Raw genomic sequence first — 17,797 nt, forward strand, 5'->3', positions numbered from 1 at the left:
TTTGCAGGGCATTTCTTTTTCCTGATAACCTGCCATTATCCTTTCACAGTAGTACTTCACTTTTCGTCCTGCCACTTCTCACCGGCCAAATATTGGGTTTTACCGTCCGTTTCAGCCTGTGAACTAAGATCAATCTGACCAGAGGCATATTGTTATGCCCTTCCGATTAGCCAGCTTTTTTGTCTTTATTCATGAAGGCGGTGGCTTTCTGGTAGTATATTGTACTCCTATTTAATCAGAAACCCACTTGTAAGGAAGCATAAACAAATCAAATGCGAAACCTGTCTTTAAAGGTGGTATTCTGTCTGGCTTTCGGTGTTTTGTTAGTGGTATTTACCTTTGGTCAATCTCCCCGCTCAGCCGAAGTGAAAGATTATCTTGGCAGACCAACGCTGATGATCGACGGTGTGCCGCAGACCCCGGCGTTTTATGCCCTTACGCATGCCTATGGTGGCAGATGGAGCTGGGAAGAAGTGCCAGCACGGAACATCCACAATTTTGCAGAAATCGGCTTTCGGCTCTTTCAGGTCGACTTATGGCTGAATGATATCTGGAATCCCCATGTAGATACCCTGAATATGGCACTAGCCAGAAAACAGGTGCGGGGTGTTTTGGACCAATATGCAGACGCCAATGTGGTAATACGGATTCATGTAAATGCACCTTTCTGGTGGAATGAGGCTCACCAGGAAGAATGCACCCAATTTGCCGATACACCGGTGGATACCAGCCTGAAAGCAGGCCCGCCCTACCATAATGAAGAGCACGATATTCATGCGGCATTACGCGCCAGTCTGGCTTCTGCTTTATGGAAAAAAGAAGCAGGAGAGCGGCTTAGGGAATTTTGTCAGAAACTGGCAAAAACACCAGAAGGGAATGCCGTAATCGGGATGCACGTGGCCGGAGGTATTTATGGCGAATGGCATTATTGGGGCTTTATCGACCATGACCCAGATACCGGCCCTGCCATGACCACCTACTTCAGAAATTGGCTTAAAGAAAAATACAAGACCCAACAACGTCTTCAGGAAAGCTGGAATACCAAAGCCTTTTCATTTGACAACGCTACCGTACCGGGTGTTGAAGAGCGGATGAAAACGCACGATGGTTTCTTCAAAGATCCGGTGCAGGACCAACGAACCATCGACTATTTTACCGCCCAGCAACAGGTCGTGGCAGAAGACGCCCTGTATTTCTGTAAACTGGTGAAGGACAACTGGCCCCGACCTATTATTACCGGTATCTTTTACGGATACCTGCACATGACTTTCAACCGGCAAACGGTCGGCGGGCATCTATTTATCAAACAAATATTGGAAAGTCCGTATGTAGATTACCTCTCAGGTCCGCAAACGTACTGGCCCGATAGCCGCAAGGAGGGCGGCTCTGGCAATTCCCGCGGGATCATAGAATCAAACCTTATTCACGGAAAACTTTGGCTCGATGAAATCGATAACGGATACCTGCACGCCAAAACCGATTATGATAATATCCGGTATTCCGAACGCTATGATCCGGTTTTTGCCAACATCATGAAGCGAAGCACCATTTTGCCGCTGATGCGTGGTATCGGTTTTTGGTATTATGATTTCGGTTTGCAAAAAGCTTTTGGCTGGTGGGACAACCCGAAATATCTGAGTCAAATGAAAGAAGAAAGGGATTTTTTCCAGCAGCGATTCAGGAATCCGTATCAATCTGAGGCCGATGTACTCTATGTGTGGAGCCAGGATGTATTCTATTATTTGAAATCGACTGTTTTGCCCATCACCGTCAACGTACTGGATCACAGTATAGAACAAGCCCTGAGAAGTGGAACCGTGGCCGATCATATTTACGATTTTGACCTGGATAAAGTGAACCTGAGTCAGTATAAAGCCGTGGTGTTCATGAATGTGTACAAACTATCGGACGATCAACGAAAATTCATCAAAGAGAAAGTAGCCGCTGACGGGCGCACCCTGGTTTGGAATTACCTGACGGGCTATACCAATGGACAAAAGTTGGATGTAAATTTTGTAAAATCACTGACAGGTTTTGACCTCAAAAGGCTCGAATTGAATGAAGCTCCGGAAGTACTTTTTTTAAGTACCGGTGACTCCTACAAATTCAGTGGTCCAGTGGCTCCGCTATATGTCGTTGCCGATGATAAATCCCAAACTCTGGCGACTTTGCCGAACAACCAAGAGCCGGTCATCGCAATTAAAAAGTTTGAAAAGTTCAGTTCAGTATTTTGCGGCCTCCCCCTTAATGGGACTGATAATTTCCGGGAAATCTTCAAGATGGCAGGTTGCCATATTCACAACCAAAAAAATGACTTCACCTACGCCAATTCGGGATTATTGATGCTGCATACCAGCACCGGGGGCCCCCGTGACATTCAATTAAAAAATGGCGGAACCGTTCATTTTGATCTTACGGAGGGCAGCACCATTCTGATGGACAGCCAGACAGGGAAGGTTTTGTTGAGGTAAAATAGAGAGGATTAGGATATACTAAACAAGATTGTTTTTGCCTTCACCATCCGTAATTAAACCCTAATCATCCAATAGAATTCGTAGCCTGGCGCATTTGTGGAAGATTAGTAAGTGATTCGCTGAGGAGTCATAGCAAGCTAAGGCGACGACGTGAAGTGCTTGATAATGAAGCAGAAATGCGCACCTGCAGAATACTTTAATGGCTTCAATACAGCATTAATTTACAATTTATTCGGCCCTCATTTAATCCATGAAGTGTGGTTAAAATTCTCACAACACTTTCTAATGCAATGCATTAATAATACCCTGATTTCAGTCCTTTGAATTCTTAATGTAGTCCGAATGAAAGGGTCTATTGCATGATTTGGATTAATTAGTAACGCTCATTCCATCCGGTTTTGCTTTCATATTGATTGCAAAACCTTGGCTTCTGCTTGCTTGATATTTTCAATACCCTTGAGCAGAGCGTCCGGGTTAAATGAAATGCTATCGATGCCCTGCTGAACCAAAAATTGAGCAAATTCCGGAAAATCACTTGGCGCCTGGCCACACAACCCGATTTTCGCCCCTGACTTCTTCGCCTTCCGGATCACCGATCCAATGAGTTGTTTCACCGCGTCATTCTGCTCGTCAAACAGATTACTAACGATCGCCGAATCCCGGTCAATGCCAAGGGTAAGCTGGGTCAAATCATTGGACCCGATGGAGAATCCATCAAAAAGTTCAGCAAATTCCTCGGCCAACAGCACATTACTGGGAATCTCCGCCATCACGTAAATCTCCAGGCCCGGATCGAGATTCCGATCAAGGCCATTAGCCTTCATGGCTTCGATGACTTTCTGTCCTTCTTCGATGGTGCGACAGAAAGGAATCATCACCTTCAGGTTCGTCAGGCCCATCGCATTCCGAACCGTTTTGATGGCCTCACATTCCAGCTTGAATCCCTCCTGGTAACGCTCATGATAATAACGTGAAGCTCCGCGGAATCCCAGCATGGGGTTTTCCTCGGTGGGCTCGAACGCCTTTCCTCCAAGCAGATTAGCATATTCATTCGTTTTGAAGTCACTCATCCGAACGATGACGTCTTTGGGGTAAAAAGCTGCAGCAATCGTTGCGATGCCTTGAGCAAGTTTATCGACGAAATAAAGTTCCTTCTGCGGATAATGGTGGGTCAGGTCCTCAATCTGAGCTTTCGTCTGATCGTCTTTGAGACTGTCGAATTTGATCAGGGCCATCGGATGCACCTGGATAAAATGGGTAATGATAAATTCCATTCGCATCAGACCCACTCCGTCATTTGGATAAAAGGACAATTTGAATGCCTGGTCCGGATCACCAACAATCAGCATCGCCTGGGTATCATCCGGTTTTTTCATATCCGTAAAATCGTAAACTTCCTCCTCAACTTCTACCTTTCCCCGGTAGATGTATCCGGTCTTTCCTTCGCAACACGATACCGTGATCGTTTCGCCATCGCGGATGTTGAGCGTGGCATTACCGCAACCTACCACCGCCGGCACTCCCAACTCTCTCGCCACAATTGATGCGTGACTGGTCCGGCCTCCTTTATTGGTCACAATGGCGGCCGCTTTCTTTAGTACCGGATCCCAATCGGGGCTGGTGATGCTGGTGACCACAATCTCGCCCGGCTTCAGCTTATCTGCTTCCTGAGGGGAAGGCAACAACCTGGCGACTCCGGTAGCTACTTTGCTACCAATAGCCTGCCCGGTAGCCAGGGTAGTTCCTTTTTTATTGATCTTATATGCGGTAACCCGGTAAGGGTTTCTTTGGGAATGTACGGTCTCAGGTCTGGCCTGGACGATAAACAATTCACCGCTCTCTCCATCTTTGGCCCATTCAATATCCATGGGTTTCCCATAATGATCTTCAATGATCAATGCCCAGCGGGCCAGTTGCTCAATTTCAGGATCACCAAGTACAAAATGCGCTCTTTTATCCGGAGGTGTCGACGTATTTACTACCGGCGATTTCGAATGTGCATCCGGGGCATAGATCATCGTCTTTGCTTTTTCACCCAATTTTTTCTGAATGACCGCCTTTTTATTCTTCCGGAGTGAGGGTTTAAAAACAAAAAATTCATCAGGAGTCACTGTGCCCTGAACGATATTTTCTCCAAGCCCCCAAACACCGCTCAGGTGAACGATATCCCGGAAGCCTGATTCAGGTTCCAATGTAAATCCGACACCGGAACATGCCAGATCCGAACGAACCATTTTCTGCACACCTACCGACAGCGCTATGCTCTCATGGGCAAAGCCATTGTCCTCCCGGTATTTTATAGCCCGGTCGGTGTATAGGGAGGCAAAACATTTCCTGACGGCAGTAAGCAGGTGTTGCGTCCCCCGGATGTTGAGGTAGGACTCATGTTGACCGGCAAAGCTGGCCTGCGGCAGGTCCTCAGCGGTGGCACTACTGCGCACGGCAACAGCAAATTGATCAGCCGTACCGCCTAGTTCCTGGTAACCTTTGGTGATTGCTTGGGCCAGATCAGCAGGAAGATCAGCATCAAGGATCAGGTTCCTGGCTTGCTTTCCGATTGCTCCCAGGTTGGTGAACTGTTTCTTATCCAACTGTTTCATCAACTCAATAAGTGGCTGGCGGAGACGGTTTGTATCTAAAAATTCCCAAAAGGCCAATGCCGTTGTGGCGAATCCATCAGGAACCCGCACACCCTGCGCAGACAATTCAGAAAACATTTCACCCAATGAAGCATTTTTTCCACCCACCTGAGGAACATCAGCCAGATGAATATCCCGGAATTTCTTAATCACTGAATTCATGATATCGGATTTGAAGAAGTATTAATTGGAATGACAATGAACCCATCAGGATACACCTGACAGGGCATGACCAGATACACGTATATTTTATTTCGGAAAATGAAACGGAGTGGATAGTCGATTGTCCTATTTCACTATAAGATTTCATCTTATCTCTTCACAGAACATCCACTAACTTAACTATTCAACACATTAAGTCTGAAGAGTGTTCGGGGCAGCCCAGCATTTGAAGGACGCATCGCCAAAATTGTCGACTTATTTTGCTTCTTCCATTTTTTATCACTCTATTGGAGCTTATCGGACTGTCTGCATTCCTGAATGAGGCTTCAGCTAAACATCCGGTCGAGAGTTTACTGGCAGACTATTGAAAAATTATTTCATCTTAAAAACAAAGCCGTCATCCATCTTGCGCAGGTATTTTTCCTGGTTAAAACGGTAGAGGAATGACCCTTTTCGTGAGGAAGTTTTGTCCTTTTCATCCAGCTTTTCGAGGACATCCAGGCTATTGATCTTCTTATTGAAGTTGCGTTTGTCCAGTTCTTCGGAATAGATGGCTTCATATAACTTCTGTAACTGGCGCATGGTGAATTTTTCCGGCAACAGTTCAAAGCCAATCGGATTGGTAGCCGCACGACGCCGCAGCCGCCGGATTGCTCCTTCCACCATCTGGTTGTGGTCAAAAATGAGAATGGGTTTGCGGTTGATGGAAAACCATTTGGCACCGTAATTCTGAATGAGGTGCTTGTCGTGATCTTCGATGTTGATCAGAGCAAAATAAGCCACCGATAAGGTCCGGGCTACCGGGTCCCGATCAACTTTACTAAATACCCGCAATTGTTCCATGTAGATATTCCGCAGACCGGTCAGATCATACAATACCCGTATGGCAGCATCATCCAGCGTCTCATCGTGGAGCATAAACCCGCCCATCAGGGACCACTTGCCCAGTTCGGGTGGAATGTCGCGTTTGACCAATAATAGCTTTAACTCTTCTTCCTGCTGATCGAAACCGAAAATAATACAGTCGACTGCTACCAGAACCTTATTCTCAGCACCATAGTAGTTCCGCATGGGATGAATCCTTGATTTTATATTGTTTTGCCAGTTCTAACCTGATTGCCATTCCAGCGAATGGAATTTCTTACTGACCATGAATATAAAGGTTTCCGCTAAACGATTTCCCTCCAGTCAGGGTGAAATACCGCAGTATAACCATAACCGGAACCAAATCGAAACCCCGGAGTCCCTGGAATACATAATCTGACCCGAAAACCCAATGACCCAATTTGGACATTTCAGCATTTACGAGTACTTTGGTTAATTGTCGTTCGCACACTTTTAATCCTAGTCCAAACGAACCATTTCAATGCGTCCTCATCCCGAACTGAAATTTTATCGTGCCGTCAACTTCCTGTTGATTACTGTTTTCGGCACATTTATCTCCTGCCAGCAAGCCGATCAAAACCAGCCACCTGAAGGAACGGCAGTTCTGGCAGATTATCCGATCCAGCCGGTGGACATCCGACAGGTCAAACTGACCGACCAGTTTTGGTTACCCATCGTGGAACGATTGCAAGAAAAAACCATCACTTACGCGCTTCAAAAATGTACGGAAGAAGGCCGTCTGGATAATTTCCTGATCGCCGGAGGTAAAAAAGAAGGTACCGTCCGGGGTGCCATGCCCTTTGACGATTCCGATATCTATAAGATCATTGAAGGAGCTTCCAACTCTTTGATCAGTTCCCCGGACCCGCAGTTGGAATCACTGCTGGACTCCCTGATTGCCATCATTGCGATCGGACAGGAAGCAGATGGATACCTGACGACCTGGCGTACCATCAATCCCGCAAAACCACCTGCCGAGTGGGTCAGTGTCAAAGAGGGGAAACGCTGGGAATCTCTGGGAGCCAGCCATGAGTTGTACAACGCCGGGCATTTGTACGAAGCAGCAGCGGTTCATTTTCTGGCCACCGGGAAGCGGAATTTTCTTGACATCGCCCTCAAAAACGCCGACTTGATGGTTCAAACATTTGGTCCCGGCAAGCTGGAGCAAGTACCTGGCCATCAGATCATTGAGACCGGATTGATCAAGCTGTACCGGATAACCCATAAAGAGGATTACCTCAAACTTTCCAAATATTTTCTGGATGCTCGAGGCGATTCGACCATGCATCATCCGTTGTATGGCGAATATTCCCAGGACCACATTCCGGTTACCAGACAGGATGAGGTCGTGGGTCATGCAGTACGGGCGATGTATATGTACGCCGGAATGACCGACATAGCAGCCATTTATCGGGACACTGCATATGGAGCAGCCGTAACCCGGCTTTGGAACAATATGGTATCCAGGAAAATGTATATCACCGGTGGTATCGGCGCCCTCCATCAGGGGGAAGCTTTCGGTGCAGATTACGAATTGCCCAATCAAACGGCTTACAATGAAACCTGTGCATCCATTGGAGATGTCTACTGGAACCAAAGGATGTTCATGCTCTTCGGAGATAAGAAATATTACGATGTCATCGAACGCACCCTGTACAATGGACTGATTTCTGGAATTTCACTGGATGGCACCCATTTCTTTTACCCGAATGCATTGGAATCTGATGGCGTTTATACGTTCAACCAGGGAGCATGCACCCGCAAATCGTGGTTCGACTGTTCCTGTTGTCCGACTAATCTGATCCGGTTCCTCCCGGCTGTATCCGGCCTGATCTATGCCCGGAAGGATCATGACCTCTACGTAAATCTTTTCATTGGAAGTGAAGCAACCATTGAAGTTGATGGTCAGCCGGTCCACATTACCCAAACGACCAATTATCCCTGGGATGGCAAGGTAGAACTTAAAGTAACCACAGAAAAACCGGTTGATATGCAGCTAAAGCTTCGCCTCCCGGGCTGGGCCAGCGGCGAAGTCTTACCTTCCGACCTATACCATTACACTACCACGGCACCCGCGCCTCCCGTGATCATCTTTGACGGAAAGCAAGTCCCCTACGACCTGACTGAAGGCTACATCAGCACCCGGCAGGTCTGGAGTGGCACCCATTCCATACAGGTTGAATTCCCGATGAAAGTCCAGCTGGTCAAAGCAAATGAAAAGGTGGAGGCCGATCGTGGCAAAGAATCTGTGGAATACGGACCTCTGGTCTATGCGTTGGAGCAGGCCGACAACCCTAGCATCGACCAATTGAAATTAAGCCCGCAGGAGCGTTTCGAAGTTACGTACGATCCCACCCTATTAGGTGGAGTGAATACCATTCAGGGTGAGAGCGCCGCGGGAAGATTTACTGCAATACCTTATTATGCCTGGTCTAACCGCGGTGTGGGAAAAATGAAAGTGTGGTTACCCTTTTCCGACTAATCCTGATCTGCTGTCATCCAGCATAATCAAGTCCGTTACTTCAAAAAAGCGTAAGCAAATTCCAGCTCAATATCATGATCTCCTAATGATCCAGTCTACTATACCCTCTCTTGGTAACGCATAGTAATGGAAACTCAAATTTATCCTGTGGCTTGCAACCAAAAGCAAAGCCTCCCCGGTAGTTAATTCCGAATAATCAGGGCATTAAAAGTAAATGCCTGTAAATGATGTAACCATGTCACCAATATGCAGCATTTCTACTGACATAATGTTTAACCGTCTTATTTATTCTTATTCGGTGGGGCTTTGAATAGTCAGATCCCCACCCTTTTGAATTTATTGTTTAATCGTTGGCACCAAGCGAAACCATTTGCGTGCCTGTTCCCGAATGAACCGGAACGAGGTTTAAGTAAAACTTAAGGTCATTTCGGAGGTAATAGAAAGCTTTGATCTTAATTTGGTTGAGTAATTTGCAGCTGTGAAGGCGCTTTCCGGAAGAAGCCGAAAGCCTTCCTGAACAGTCACCCGATCGCTTAACCAAAGGTTTTCTGCCTGTAACCTATCATTTGAAAGGGCAATGTAATCTGGTTTGAATGTGAGTCCAACCAACCGACAACTGCAAGATTGGATCAACAAATGCTTACAGGGATCCCGGAAACATCACCGGCTCCTCTTTGAAGCATTTTACAGCGATGGTATGAACATTGCCTGCCGGTATAGTCGCAATGAAGAGGAAGCGAAGGAAATTCTGAGTAATGCATTTATCAAAGCATTTAAGAACCTCCAATCATTCAATACTTCACTCCCATTCATGCCCTGGTTCAGGACAATCATCATCCATAGCTCCAGCGATTATTACCGATACGATCATCCTATGGTCAAAGATGAAATAGGCAACGGTGGAATGGACATCGCGGATACAGCCGGCACTCTGGATCAGTTGCAATACGAGGATATCCTGCGGCTGTTACAACAATTGCCGGATATACAACGGACCGTATTTAACTTGTATGAAATAGAAGGGTATAAACACGGAGAGATCGCCCAGATGCTCGGCATCATGGAAGGCACTTCCAAATCCTGTTTATCACGGGCTAAAGCAACTTTAAGACAACTCATTGAACAACTTAATTCATTCGAATAACGGGAACATTTGGAGCATTTCAACAAAATAATCCAGCTACTGAAGAAAGGTAAAACCTACCTTCCCGACGAAAATGTATGGGAAAAGGTCTCCGCACAACTTCCTCCGGAAAAACGTCCTTTCTTCCTCCCCTGGTGGTTTATTCCCGGCTTCCTCGTTGCCCTGGGGACGGCAGGCTGGCTTGGATACTGGTTAGCCATATCTTCCACATCTTCCCTGGCCAGTCCTTCATCCGCTGGTGAGAAGTCTGCCGGGCAAAGCAAGGGTCCGGCTAATGAAACCAACTACCGGGATACCATCTACATCCACGATACCCTGCTTCTTAATTCGTCTGTACAACAGGCTAATGCATGGCAGGAGAATGAAAAGCTGACACAAGAGCTGTCCCGATTGAATCGCCGGCTGATGGACCTGCAGGAACAGCTGGAGGACAAGAACATTCAATTAAGATCAACTCAATCTCAACTGGCAACCAGTGAACTCAATCTCTCCAACCTGATCCGGACAAATCAATCAAATGATCAGCAGTCAACCACTGCTACGCTGGCCCATTCCGATCAAATTAAATCCAGTGTGTCTGATCCCAATTCAGACCAATACCGCCTCACCCTTTCAGCACCCGGTGCGTTGCCATCACCCTCTATCTATCCGGCCAGGCAACGCATTTTGCATGGTCCTCCTTATATGGTTCATTATACAGAACCAAAGTTACGTCCATCCTACCTTCCGAAAGCCTACCGCCTCGGGCTCCAGTATGGCGCCGGGCCGATACCTCTCGAACACGAGATCCAGAATGGCCGGGAACCATCCGGAGGGATTACGCTTGAGCTTATTTTTTCCAAAAACTTTAGCCTGGTAAGCGGCGCTGGCCTTCGACGATTCAGCGGAAAGTTAGGTGATCACGAAGATGAATACATCGGTGTTTATCCCGCTTCGCCGGTTACCGACCCGAACCTGCAGTTTAAGGAACTCTACATCAGGAAGAAGTATTTTGAAATTCCGTTGATGGTCAAATATGCTTTGCCACTCAGTGAAAGCCAGTTTTTCAGACCTTACGCTGCGGCAGGTGTCTATCTGACAAAATCCCGGGGCCAGGAATTCACCTACGAATACGTGCAGGGAGGTTCAGATGTTTATGTGCCGGTAAAAATCCCGGCCGGCAAATTGTCCCTGAATACCCTGGGCGGACTGCTTGGTGTGGAAATCAACCCGCTGTACCATCTTTCCACGTTTGCTGATTTTTCATTCCGGTACCAGTACAGTCTGAATGATAATGAATACGGATTTCTGCACGGGATAACCTTCCGGCTGGGTGCAAGTTTCGAGTTTTGAATGTACTCGCCGGGGGCCTCCATGTTGAGCCGGTGATCAAGATGTGAAATCCCGCGTCAGCCATTCGCTCCATTCATCGCTCTCATGGCGATTTCCCTGACAGAAGCTCAGTTGGACAAATTGCCTAATTTTTCGATACTGGTTATGGGTATCATGTAAAATTATGTATTTTTCCAGCGATGAAACATGGAATGAAATTCGGTTATTGGGTAGCAGGATGTCTGTATCTGGCTGCATGTTCAGCTCCTCAAAATGATCAAAATACTGGTGCCGGAGAGGAAACGGTTTATCAGGCCAGCGACCTGACTGACAGTGTATTCACCTCTGGCATTGAAGGTCCTGCGGTTGACAAGGATGGCAACCTGTACGTCGTCAATTACCTGCGTCAAGGCACCATAGGCGTCATTCATCCTGACGGAAAAGAGGAACTCTTCGTTACGTTGCCGGACAGCAGCATTGGTAACGGTATCCGGATCAACCAGCAAGGCACCCTATTTATTGCGGACTATACCCGCCATAATATCCTGGCCATTGACCCTATTTCTAAAGCGATTTCTGTGTTCGCACACAATGACCAAATGAATCAACCGAATGATGTGGCTATTCGCGAAAATGGGACGTTATTCGCCAGTGATCCCAAATGGTCGGCAAATACCGGTCAGCTGTGGCGTATCGACACGGATGGAAGCATGACCTTACTGGCTGATAGCCTAGGAACAACCAATGGCATCGAAGTTAGCCCGGATGAAAAGACCCTGTATGTCGCTGAAAGCGCCCAGCGTAAAATTTGGGCCTATAACCTCGACCCGGCCGGCAATATCTCCAATCGCCGGCTATTCCATGAGTACGATGATTTTGGCCTGGATGGGATGCGGTGTGATACGGAGGGTAATCTTTACGTATCACGTTATGGCAAAGGGGTGATTGACATTTTGAATCCGGAAGGCAAATCGCTGACAGAGGTGCCCCTGAAAGGAAAGAAAACATCCAATATTGCATTCGGCGGCCCGGATGGAAAAACCTGCTATGTAACCCTGCAGGACCGGGGTGTCGTCGAGACATTCCGCGCCGAGCATTCAGGTAGATCCTGGAAGATGCTTCAAGCTAACTGACCAAAAAAACATTAAAATGAATAAAAAACTGTTCGTTCTTCTTGGTTCACTTTTGTGGTCTGTATTTCTGGTGGCCCAGCCCATTGACATCCTCATCAAAGGAGGGCGGGTAATTGATCCGAAAAATCATCTGGATGGCATCATGGATGTCGGTATCAAAGATGGCAAGATCAACAGAGTAGCTGCCAACATCCCTGCCAGTGAAGCATTTCGTGTTGTGGATGCTACCGGGAAACTGGTCGTTCCCGGACTGATTGACATTCACGGCCACCATTTCTTCGGGACAGAAGAGAACCGTTATCTGCGTAACAGTTTCACGGCTTTACCCCCGGATGGATTTACCTTCCGGGCCGGAGTTACCACCGTGGTTGACGCCGGGTCGCCCGGTTGGAGAAATTTTGATACTTACAAAGCACAAACCATTGATCATTCCCAAACCCGTGTCCTAACATTTCTCAACATCGTAGGCTCAGGCATGGCCGGAGGACCAATTGAACAGGATCTATTGGATATGGATCCCAGGCTGACGGCCATGGAAGCCAAGGCAAATTCAAAATACATTGTAGGGATCAAGCTCGCTCATTTCTCCGGTCACAACTGGGAGCCAGCCATGAAAGCCGCTCAGGCGGGACGCGATGCCGGCATACCGGTGATGATTGACTTTGGCGGCGCCACACCTACCCTGCCCCTTGACTCCCTGCTCCTGGATGTACTGCGTCCCGGTGACATCATGACCCACTGCTTTGCCCACGTAAGCGGACGCGATGCCATCGTCGATGATCATCGCAAAGTGCGTGATTGCGTCTGGGCGGCGCAGAAGAAAGGGATCATTTTTGATGTAGGCCATGGCGGCGGCAGTTTCCTCTGGGACCAGGCCGTGCCAGCCTTCGAGCAGGGCTTTCATCCAAATACCATCAGTACGGACCTCCACACCGGCAGTATGAATGGCGGGATGAAAGATATGACCAATGTCATGTCAAAGATGCTCATCCTGGGTATGAGCCTACCGGATGTCATCGAAGCCAGCACGTGGAAACCAGCCCAGGTCATTCAAAGGCCGGAGCTGGGAAATCTGGATGTCGGTGCAGAAGCGGACATTGCCATTATCTCCGTGGAAAAAGGAAACTTTGGTTATGTTGACACCAAAGGCTGGAAATATCCGGGAAAGGAGAAATTGGTTGCTGAGGTTACTTTCCGGGCCGGGAAGATTGTCTGGGACCTTAATGGGATGACCAGCCCAACCTGGGAAAAATAATGGCCATGTCCCTAACCAAACCACAATATCAATGGATAGCACGGATCAGTATCGGCCTGATCGTCGTGGCCGTCGTATTGCTTTTTATCAATATTAAGGTTGCTGGTCCTTTTGCCATTACCGGTTTGCTGGGCCTTTCGGTTGGAGTTCGCTCTCATCCTTTTCTGAAAGGGTTTGCCTTTACCATTCTGATCTTTGCAGCGGTAGTTGCATCGCTGTACTATCCCCGGTATTTCCAGGAAATCGGCGGTTTTAAACTAAGTAAACTGATTGTTCCGTTGCTCCAGCTCATTATGTTTGGGATGGGAACATCCATGAGTATCAAGGACTTTGCCGGTGTCATAAAAATGCCAAAAAGTGTTCTGATCGGTATTGTATGCCAGTTTACCATCATGCCTCTGGTGGGATTTGCGATTGCCTACTTATTTAAGTTCCCCCCGGAGATAGCTGCCGGCGTCATTTTGATCGGTGCATCACCAAGCGGTTTAGCTTCCAATGTCATGTCCTATCTGGCCAATGCCAACCTGGCTCTTTCGGTGACACTGACCGCAGTGGCAACTTTGCTGGCGCCGATCATGACCCCGTTCTTAATGAAAACACTTGCCGGTCAGTTGGTGCCGATCGAATTTTGGGCCATGATGTGGAGCATCATCAAGATTGTTATCATCCCCATTATTGCGGGTTTGATTTTTAACTTTTTTCTGCACGGCAAAGTTAAATGGCTTGATAAAGCCATGCCTTTACTGTCCATGGGTGGAATTGCCATCATTATAACCATCATTACGGCTGCCGGAAGGGATAGTTTGCTGGAGATCGGCATTGCATTATTTTTCGCAGCCATCCTGCACAACCTGGCAGGCTATGCGCTGGGTTATGCCGCCTGCAAAGCACTGCGTATGAAGGAACGGGATTGCCGGACCATCGCCCTGGAAGTAGGAATGCAAAATGGAGGCCTGGCCTCAGGAATAGCATTGGAAATGGGTAAAGTGGCAACGGTCGGGTTGGCGCCTGCCATTTTTGGACCCTGGATGAATATCTCCGGTTCTTCACTGGCTACCTGGTGGCGGGAACGCCCCATCAAGGTCGAATAATTTTCGAATACTAAATATCATATCATGCAAGAAAACAGAAGATCCATATTTAAAAAATTAGCCGTGGGCGCAGCAGGCATATTCGGTCTTTCATCCGTTACCCGGCTTCAGGCCAGCCCTAAGGCAGAGACCAAACCGGCAAAAGAAATTGTCGGCGACGTAGTCTATGACCAGGATGTGCCTTTATTTTCCGGAGCTGTGAAATATGGAAATCTATTATTCATTGCCGGCAAAGGCGCACATTTTGAAGGCGATATCACAGCCCATACCAACCATGTACTGGATGAATTGCAGAAAGAGTTGGAAAAGAATGGCTCTTCCATGAATAAAGTATTAAAAGTCAACGTCTATCTGGCGGACCTGAATGACTACCAGGCCATGAATAACGCTTACCGCGGCCGATTCGGGGATCACCCGCCGGTAAGAACAACGGTAGCGACATATGGTGGCGTACCCGGTAATTCTCTGGTAGAAATAGATTGTATCGCAGCTGTCGAGTAATATCCTAAATCATCAATCAAACGAGAAATTATGATCTCCAGGAGAAAATTGTTGCAACATATGGGTGCCGTGCCGGTTGCGGGCTCTTTATTGGTTTTACCAAAATCATTGCAACCGCAACCATCACCGGAAACCGGCACATCCAGGGATTTCTTTAAGGAACTGGGAGTCCGGACCTTTATCAATGCCGCCGGAACCTATACCGCGCTCACCGGCTGCATGATGCATCCCAATGTCGTGGAAGCCATCGAATATGCGTCCAAGCAATACGTCACCCTGGATGAGATCCAGGATAAAGTCGGCGAGCGAATAGCCGAGTTGCTGCATTGTGAGTACGCAACAGTAACTGCCGGCTGTTTCAGTGCCATTACGTTAGGCACTGCCGGCGTGCTGACCGGGCTGGACCCTAAGAAAGCAGACCAGCTGCCTAACGACTTCACCGGTATGAAGTCGGAAGTCATCCTGCAGAAGGCACACCGGGTAGGTTACGACCATTCCATTAAAAATACGGGAGCAAAAATCGTGGAGGTGGAAAGCCGTGAAGACCTGGAAAAAGCAATTGGTGAGCAGACGGCTATGATGTGGTTCCTTAATTATCATTCCGATGAAGGACAGATCGGACCCGAGGAATGGGTAGCCATTGGAAAGAAACATGGCATCCCGACCATGAACGACTGTGCAGCGGATGTGCCACCGGTGGAGAACCTGTGGAAGTACACCAAAATGGGATTTGACCTGGTGTGTTTCTCGGGAGGCAAAGGAATCCGGGGTCCCCAGTCAGCCGGCTTGTTACTAGGGCGTAAAGACCTGGTCAAAGCAGCCCGGCTAAGTGCACCACCGCGCGGTTCGACGATCGGTCGTGGTATGAAAGTCAACAAAGAAGAAGTTCTTGGCATGCTGGTGGCACTGGAGACCTACCTGTCACGGGATCATGAGGCAGACTGGAAGCTATGGGAAGGACAGATCAAACAAATCAACGACGCTGTGGTGAACATCCCCGGTGTCGAGACCGAGATCCACGTACCGGAAATCGCCAATCACGTGCCATCGATCCGCGTACGCTGGGATCAGGAAAAAATAGCCATGACGCCCAATGAGGTCCGGGAAGCACTACGGCAGGGGCATCCCTCCATAGAAACCGTAGGCGGTGGTGAGTCCGTAGACATGACCACCTGGATGTTACAGGCCGGGGAAGAACGTATCGTTGGCAAGCGATTGGCAGAGATCCTCACCGGCGCCACCAAAACCTGATCACAAGGCCTGCTTTCGTGGCGATACCAGCAAACGAAGTAACCCGATTAAGTCTATACAAGCCAGGCCAGCCGGTCTGGCTTTTTCATTTTTCTGAACGAATGTCATTATATTTCAGGCGATGGGGTTAAGCCATTAAATTAATCATCGATCCAGTCCGATGCGTTTATCAAAGAATCGTATTTACCCGGCACATCTAATTTTGTTTTTTAGCATGATGCTGGTTTACCTGATCCTGCCATTTGTATGCTCCAGCACCTTCTGGATCGTTGGCCTGTATGCATTGGTAGCCATTCTGGCCCTTTTGATATTTCTGCGACTGAACAGAGATGCATCCGGACCGGATGACACGTCCGGTAATTCTTCAAATTTACTTTCACATTTTCTCCTTAACCGTAATTTCCGGGTATATGGATTTGTAATATTTACCATTTGGTCCACAATAGGAAGCATGATCCTGTTTCAACAGGAAAACATTCGGATTGGTCAAATCAGTTATTATCAACTGGAAATTGAAGCCAAAAAGAATTCAGATGAAATTTTACGTAAGTCCGGGCTGATGAGCCTTATGAGTCAGACATTGGATCAGGTCAGCAATGAATTAAGTCAGCATAATAGCCATGGGCTGAGCGAAGGAATCATTCAGAGAATATCGCGGCTAAGTTACGCCTTTCACCCTGAGCCCTTCCAGTACCTGGAGCCGGATTCTGGAGTTTATTGCATAGAGCGGGGGTTATTATTAATCGCTTTGGCAAGGATGCCTATTGACTCTGCTTCTTTTTCCAGAATTAAGCAAATTACCGATTTTTCAGGCGCTGATCTGAAAGCTTCAGATTTACATGGTTTGAATCTTAGCGGCGCACAACTTATTGGTGCCAATTTTCAGGAAGCAAATTTAAGGAGCTCCTTATTTAAGCATGCAGACCTGCGTGGAGCCAATTTTTGGGGAGCTAAAATGAACAAGGCGGACTTATCCTATGCCTTTCTAAACCGTGCAAATGCTCAGTGGGCTGAGATCAATGATGCACGGTTAATATGGGCCACGCTGAAGGAGACAGACCTGAGTAGTGCTAAACTGAGAAACTCTGACCTAAGCTATGCCATTATGGATCTGGTTGATCTTGGTGGTGCTTCACTGAGGGATGCTCAAATGGTCTGTGCATCTTTGACCGGCGCAAATCTGGATCAGGCTAACCTGACAGGAGTCAATTTGGATCAAGCCGATTTGAGACTGGCTAATTTATGCGATGCCAATCTATCTGGCGCTCACCTTAATGAGGTTATACTTAATAAAACAAGAGTACGTGAACCCAATTGGTTGCAACAGCTGAATCTGTGGCAAGTACAGGGAACCCCTGCAATGTTGGACGACCTGGAAGTAACTGCCGATGAAGGCGGAAAGAATCAATATTTAATTACGGTTAAGAGAAAATAACATGTTATGCTGCACCACTTGCAATAAATGTATT

The 17,797-nt window shown here is 47.6% G+C and carries 12 protein-coding genes; 10 read left to right on the forward strand and 2 right to left on the reverse strand.

Annotation, left to right across the window (positions count from 1 at the left end):
* The first annotated feature begins 272 nt into the window (after nucleotides 1–272).
* On the forward strand, nucleotides 273–2,471 hold the full coding sequence (locus H6570_10520; protein MCB9319707.1) for a beta-galactosidase: 2,199 nt from the start codon (nucleotides 273–275) through the stop codon (nucleotides 2,469–2,471).
* 407 nt (nucleotides 2,472–2,878) lie between these two features.
* On the opposite strand, the gene ppsA is transcribed toward H6570_10520, so the two are convergent.
* Nucleotides 2,879–5,275 carry a phosphoenolpyruvate synthase gene (ppsA, locus tag H6570_10525; GenBank protein ID MCB9319708.1) on the reverse strand — a complete coding sequence of 799 codons (2,397 nt, stop codon included), beginning with the start codon at nucleotides 5,273–5,275 and terminating at the stop codon, nucleotides 2,879–2,881.
* Nucleotides 5,276–5,647: 372 nt separating this feature from the next.
* Nucleotides 5,648–6,346, reverse strand: coding sequence for an NUDIX hydrolase (locus H6570_10530; protein MCB9319709.1), 699 nt, complete (start codon nucleotides 6,344–6,346; stop codon nucleotides 5,648–5,650).
* Nucleotides 6,347–6,641: 295 nt separating this feature from the next.
* Between H6570_10530 and H6570_10535 the strand changes: the two genes are divergently transcribed.
* The 9 genes from H6570_10535 (at nucleotide 6,642) to H6570_10575 (ending at nucleotide 17,763) form a co-directional block, all read left to right on the forward strand.
* Nucleotides 6,642–8,642 carry a glycoside hydrolase family 127 protein gene (locus tag H6570_10535; protein MCB9319710.1) on the forward strand — a complete coding sequence of 667 codons (2,001 nt, stop codon included), beginning with the start codon at nucleotides 6,642–6,644 and terminating at the stop codon, nucleotides 8,640–8,642.
* A 595-nt stretch (nucleotides 8,643–9,237) separates the two neighbouring features.
* Nucleotides 9,238–9,786, forward strand: coding sequence for an RNA polymerase sigma factor (locus H6570_10540; GenBank protein ID MCB9319711.1), 549 nt, complete (start codon nucleotides 9,238–9,240; stop codon nucleotides 9,784–9,786).
* A gap of 9 nt (nucleotides 9,787–9,795) precedes the next feature.
* On the forward strand, nucleotides 9,796–11,118 hold the full coding sequence (locus tag H6570_10545) for a hypothetical protein (GenBank protein ID MCB9319712.1): 1,323 nt from the start codon (nucleotides 9,796–9,798) through the stop codon (nucleotides 11,116–11,118).
* Nucleotides 11,119–11,309: 191 nt separating this feature from the next.
* Nucleotides 11,310–12,230, forward strand: a complete 921-nt coding sequence (locus tag H6570_10550) for an SMP-30/gluconolactonase/LRE family protein (protein MCB9319713.1) — start codon at nucleotides 11,310–11,312, stop codon at nucleotides 12,228–12,230.
* A 16-nt stretch (nucleotides 12,231–12,246) separates the two neighbouring features.
* On the forward strand, nucleotides 12,247–13,485 hold the full coding sequence (locus H6570_10555) for an amidohydrolase/deacetylase family metallohydrolase (protein ID MCB9319714.1): 1,239 nt from the start codon (nucleotides 12,247–12,249) through the stop codon (nucleotides 13,483–13,485).
* A gap of 5 nt (nucleotides 13,486–13,490) precedes the next feature.
* Entirely contained in the window at nucleotides 13,491–14,576 is a 1,086-nt protein-coding gene (locus H6570_10560; protein ID MCB9319715.1) for a bile acid:sodium symporter family protein, read from the forward strand.
* Nucleotides 14,577–14,600: 24 nt separating this feature from the next.
* Nucleotides 14,601–15,077: a RidA family protein gene (locus H6570_10565; protein MCB9319716.1), complete on the forward strand. Its 477-nt coding sequence runs from the start codon at nucleotides 14,601–14,603 to the stop codon at nucleotides 15,075–15,077.
* Between the two features lie 30 nt (nucleotides 15,078–15,107).
* Nucleotides 15,108–16,328 (forward strand): selenocysteine synthase, encoded by a 1,221-nt coding sequence (locus H6570_10570; protein ID MCB9319717.1) that lies wholly within the window; start codon nucleotides 15,108–15,110, stop codon nucleotides 16,326–16,328.
* A 214-nt stretch (nucleotides 16,329–16,542) separates the two neighbouring features.
* Nucleotides 16,543–17,763, forward strand: a complete 1,221-nt coding sequence (locus tag H6570_10575) for a pentapeptide repeat-containing protein (protein ID MCB9319718.1) — start codon at nucleotides 16,543–16,545, stop codon at nucleotides 17,761–17,763.
* The last annotated feature ends 34 nt before the right edge of the window (nucleotides 17,764–17,797 follow it).

The sequence above is a fragment of the Lewinellaceae bacterium genome, assembly GCA_020636135.1.
Classification (GTDB): Bacteria; Bacteroidota; Bacteroidia; order Chitinophagales; family Saprospiraceae; genus JAGQXC01.

What these genes read in the sequence shown, in the direction of transcription:
- H6570_10570 (MCB9319717.1), top strand. Translation starts at nt 15,108, where the DNA reads ATGATCTCCAGGAGAAAATTGTTGCAACATATGGGTGCCGTGCCGGTT.
- H6570_10530 (MCB9319709.1), bottom strand. Translation starts at nt 6,346, where the DNA reads ATGCGGAACTACTATGGTGCTGAGAATAAGGTTCTGGTAGCAGTCGAC.
- H6570_10555 (MCB9319714.1), top strand. Translation starts at nt 12,247, where the DNA reads ATGAATAAAAAACTGTTCGTTCTTCTTGGTTCACTTTTGTGGTCTGTA.
- H6570_10520 (MCB9319707.1), top strand. Translation starts at nt 273, where the DNA reads ATGCGAAACCTGTCTTTAAAGGTGGTATTCTGTCTGGCTTTCGGTGTT.
- H6570_10560 (MCB9319715.1), top strand. Translation starts at nt 13,491, where the DNA reads ATGTCCCTAACCAAACCACAATATCAATGGATAGCACGGATCAGTATC.
- H6570_10565 (MCB9319716.1), top strand. Translation starts at nt 14,601, where the DNA reads ATGCAAGAAAACAGAAGATCCATATTTAAAAAATTAGCCGTGGGCGCA.
- H6570_10550 (MCB9319713.1), top strand. Translation starts at nt 11,310, where the DNA reads ATGAAATTCGGTTATTGGGTAGCAGGATGTCTGTATCTGGCTGCATGT.
- H6570_10575 (MCB9319718.1), top strand. Translation starts at nt 16,543, where the DNA reads ATGATGCTGGTTTACCTGATCCTGCCATTTGTATGCTCCAGCACCTTC.
- H6570_10535 (MCB9319710.1), top strand. Translation starts at nt 6,642, where the DNA reads ATGCGTCCTCATCCCGAACTGAAATTTTATCGTGCCGTCAACTTCCTG.
- ppsA (MCB9319708.1), bottom strand. Translation starts at nt 5,275, where the DNA reads ATGAATTCAGTGATTAAGAAATTCCGGGATATTCATCTGGCTGATGTT.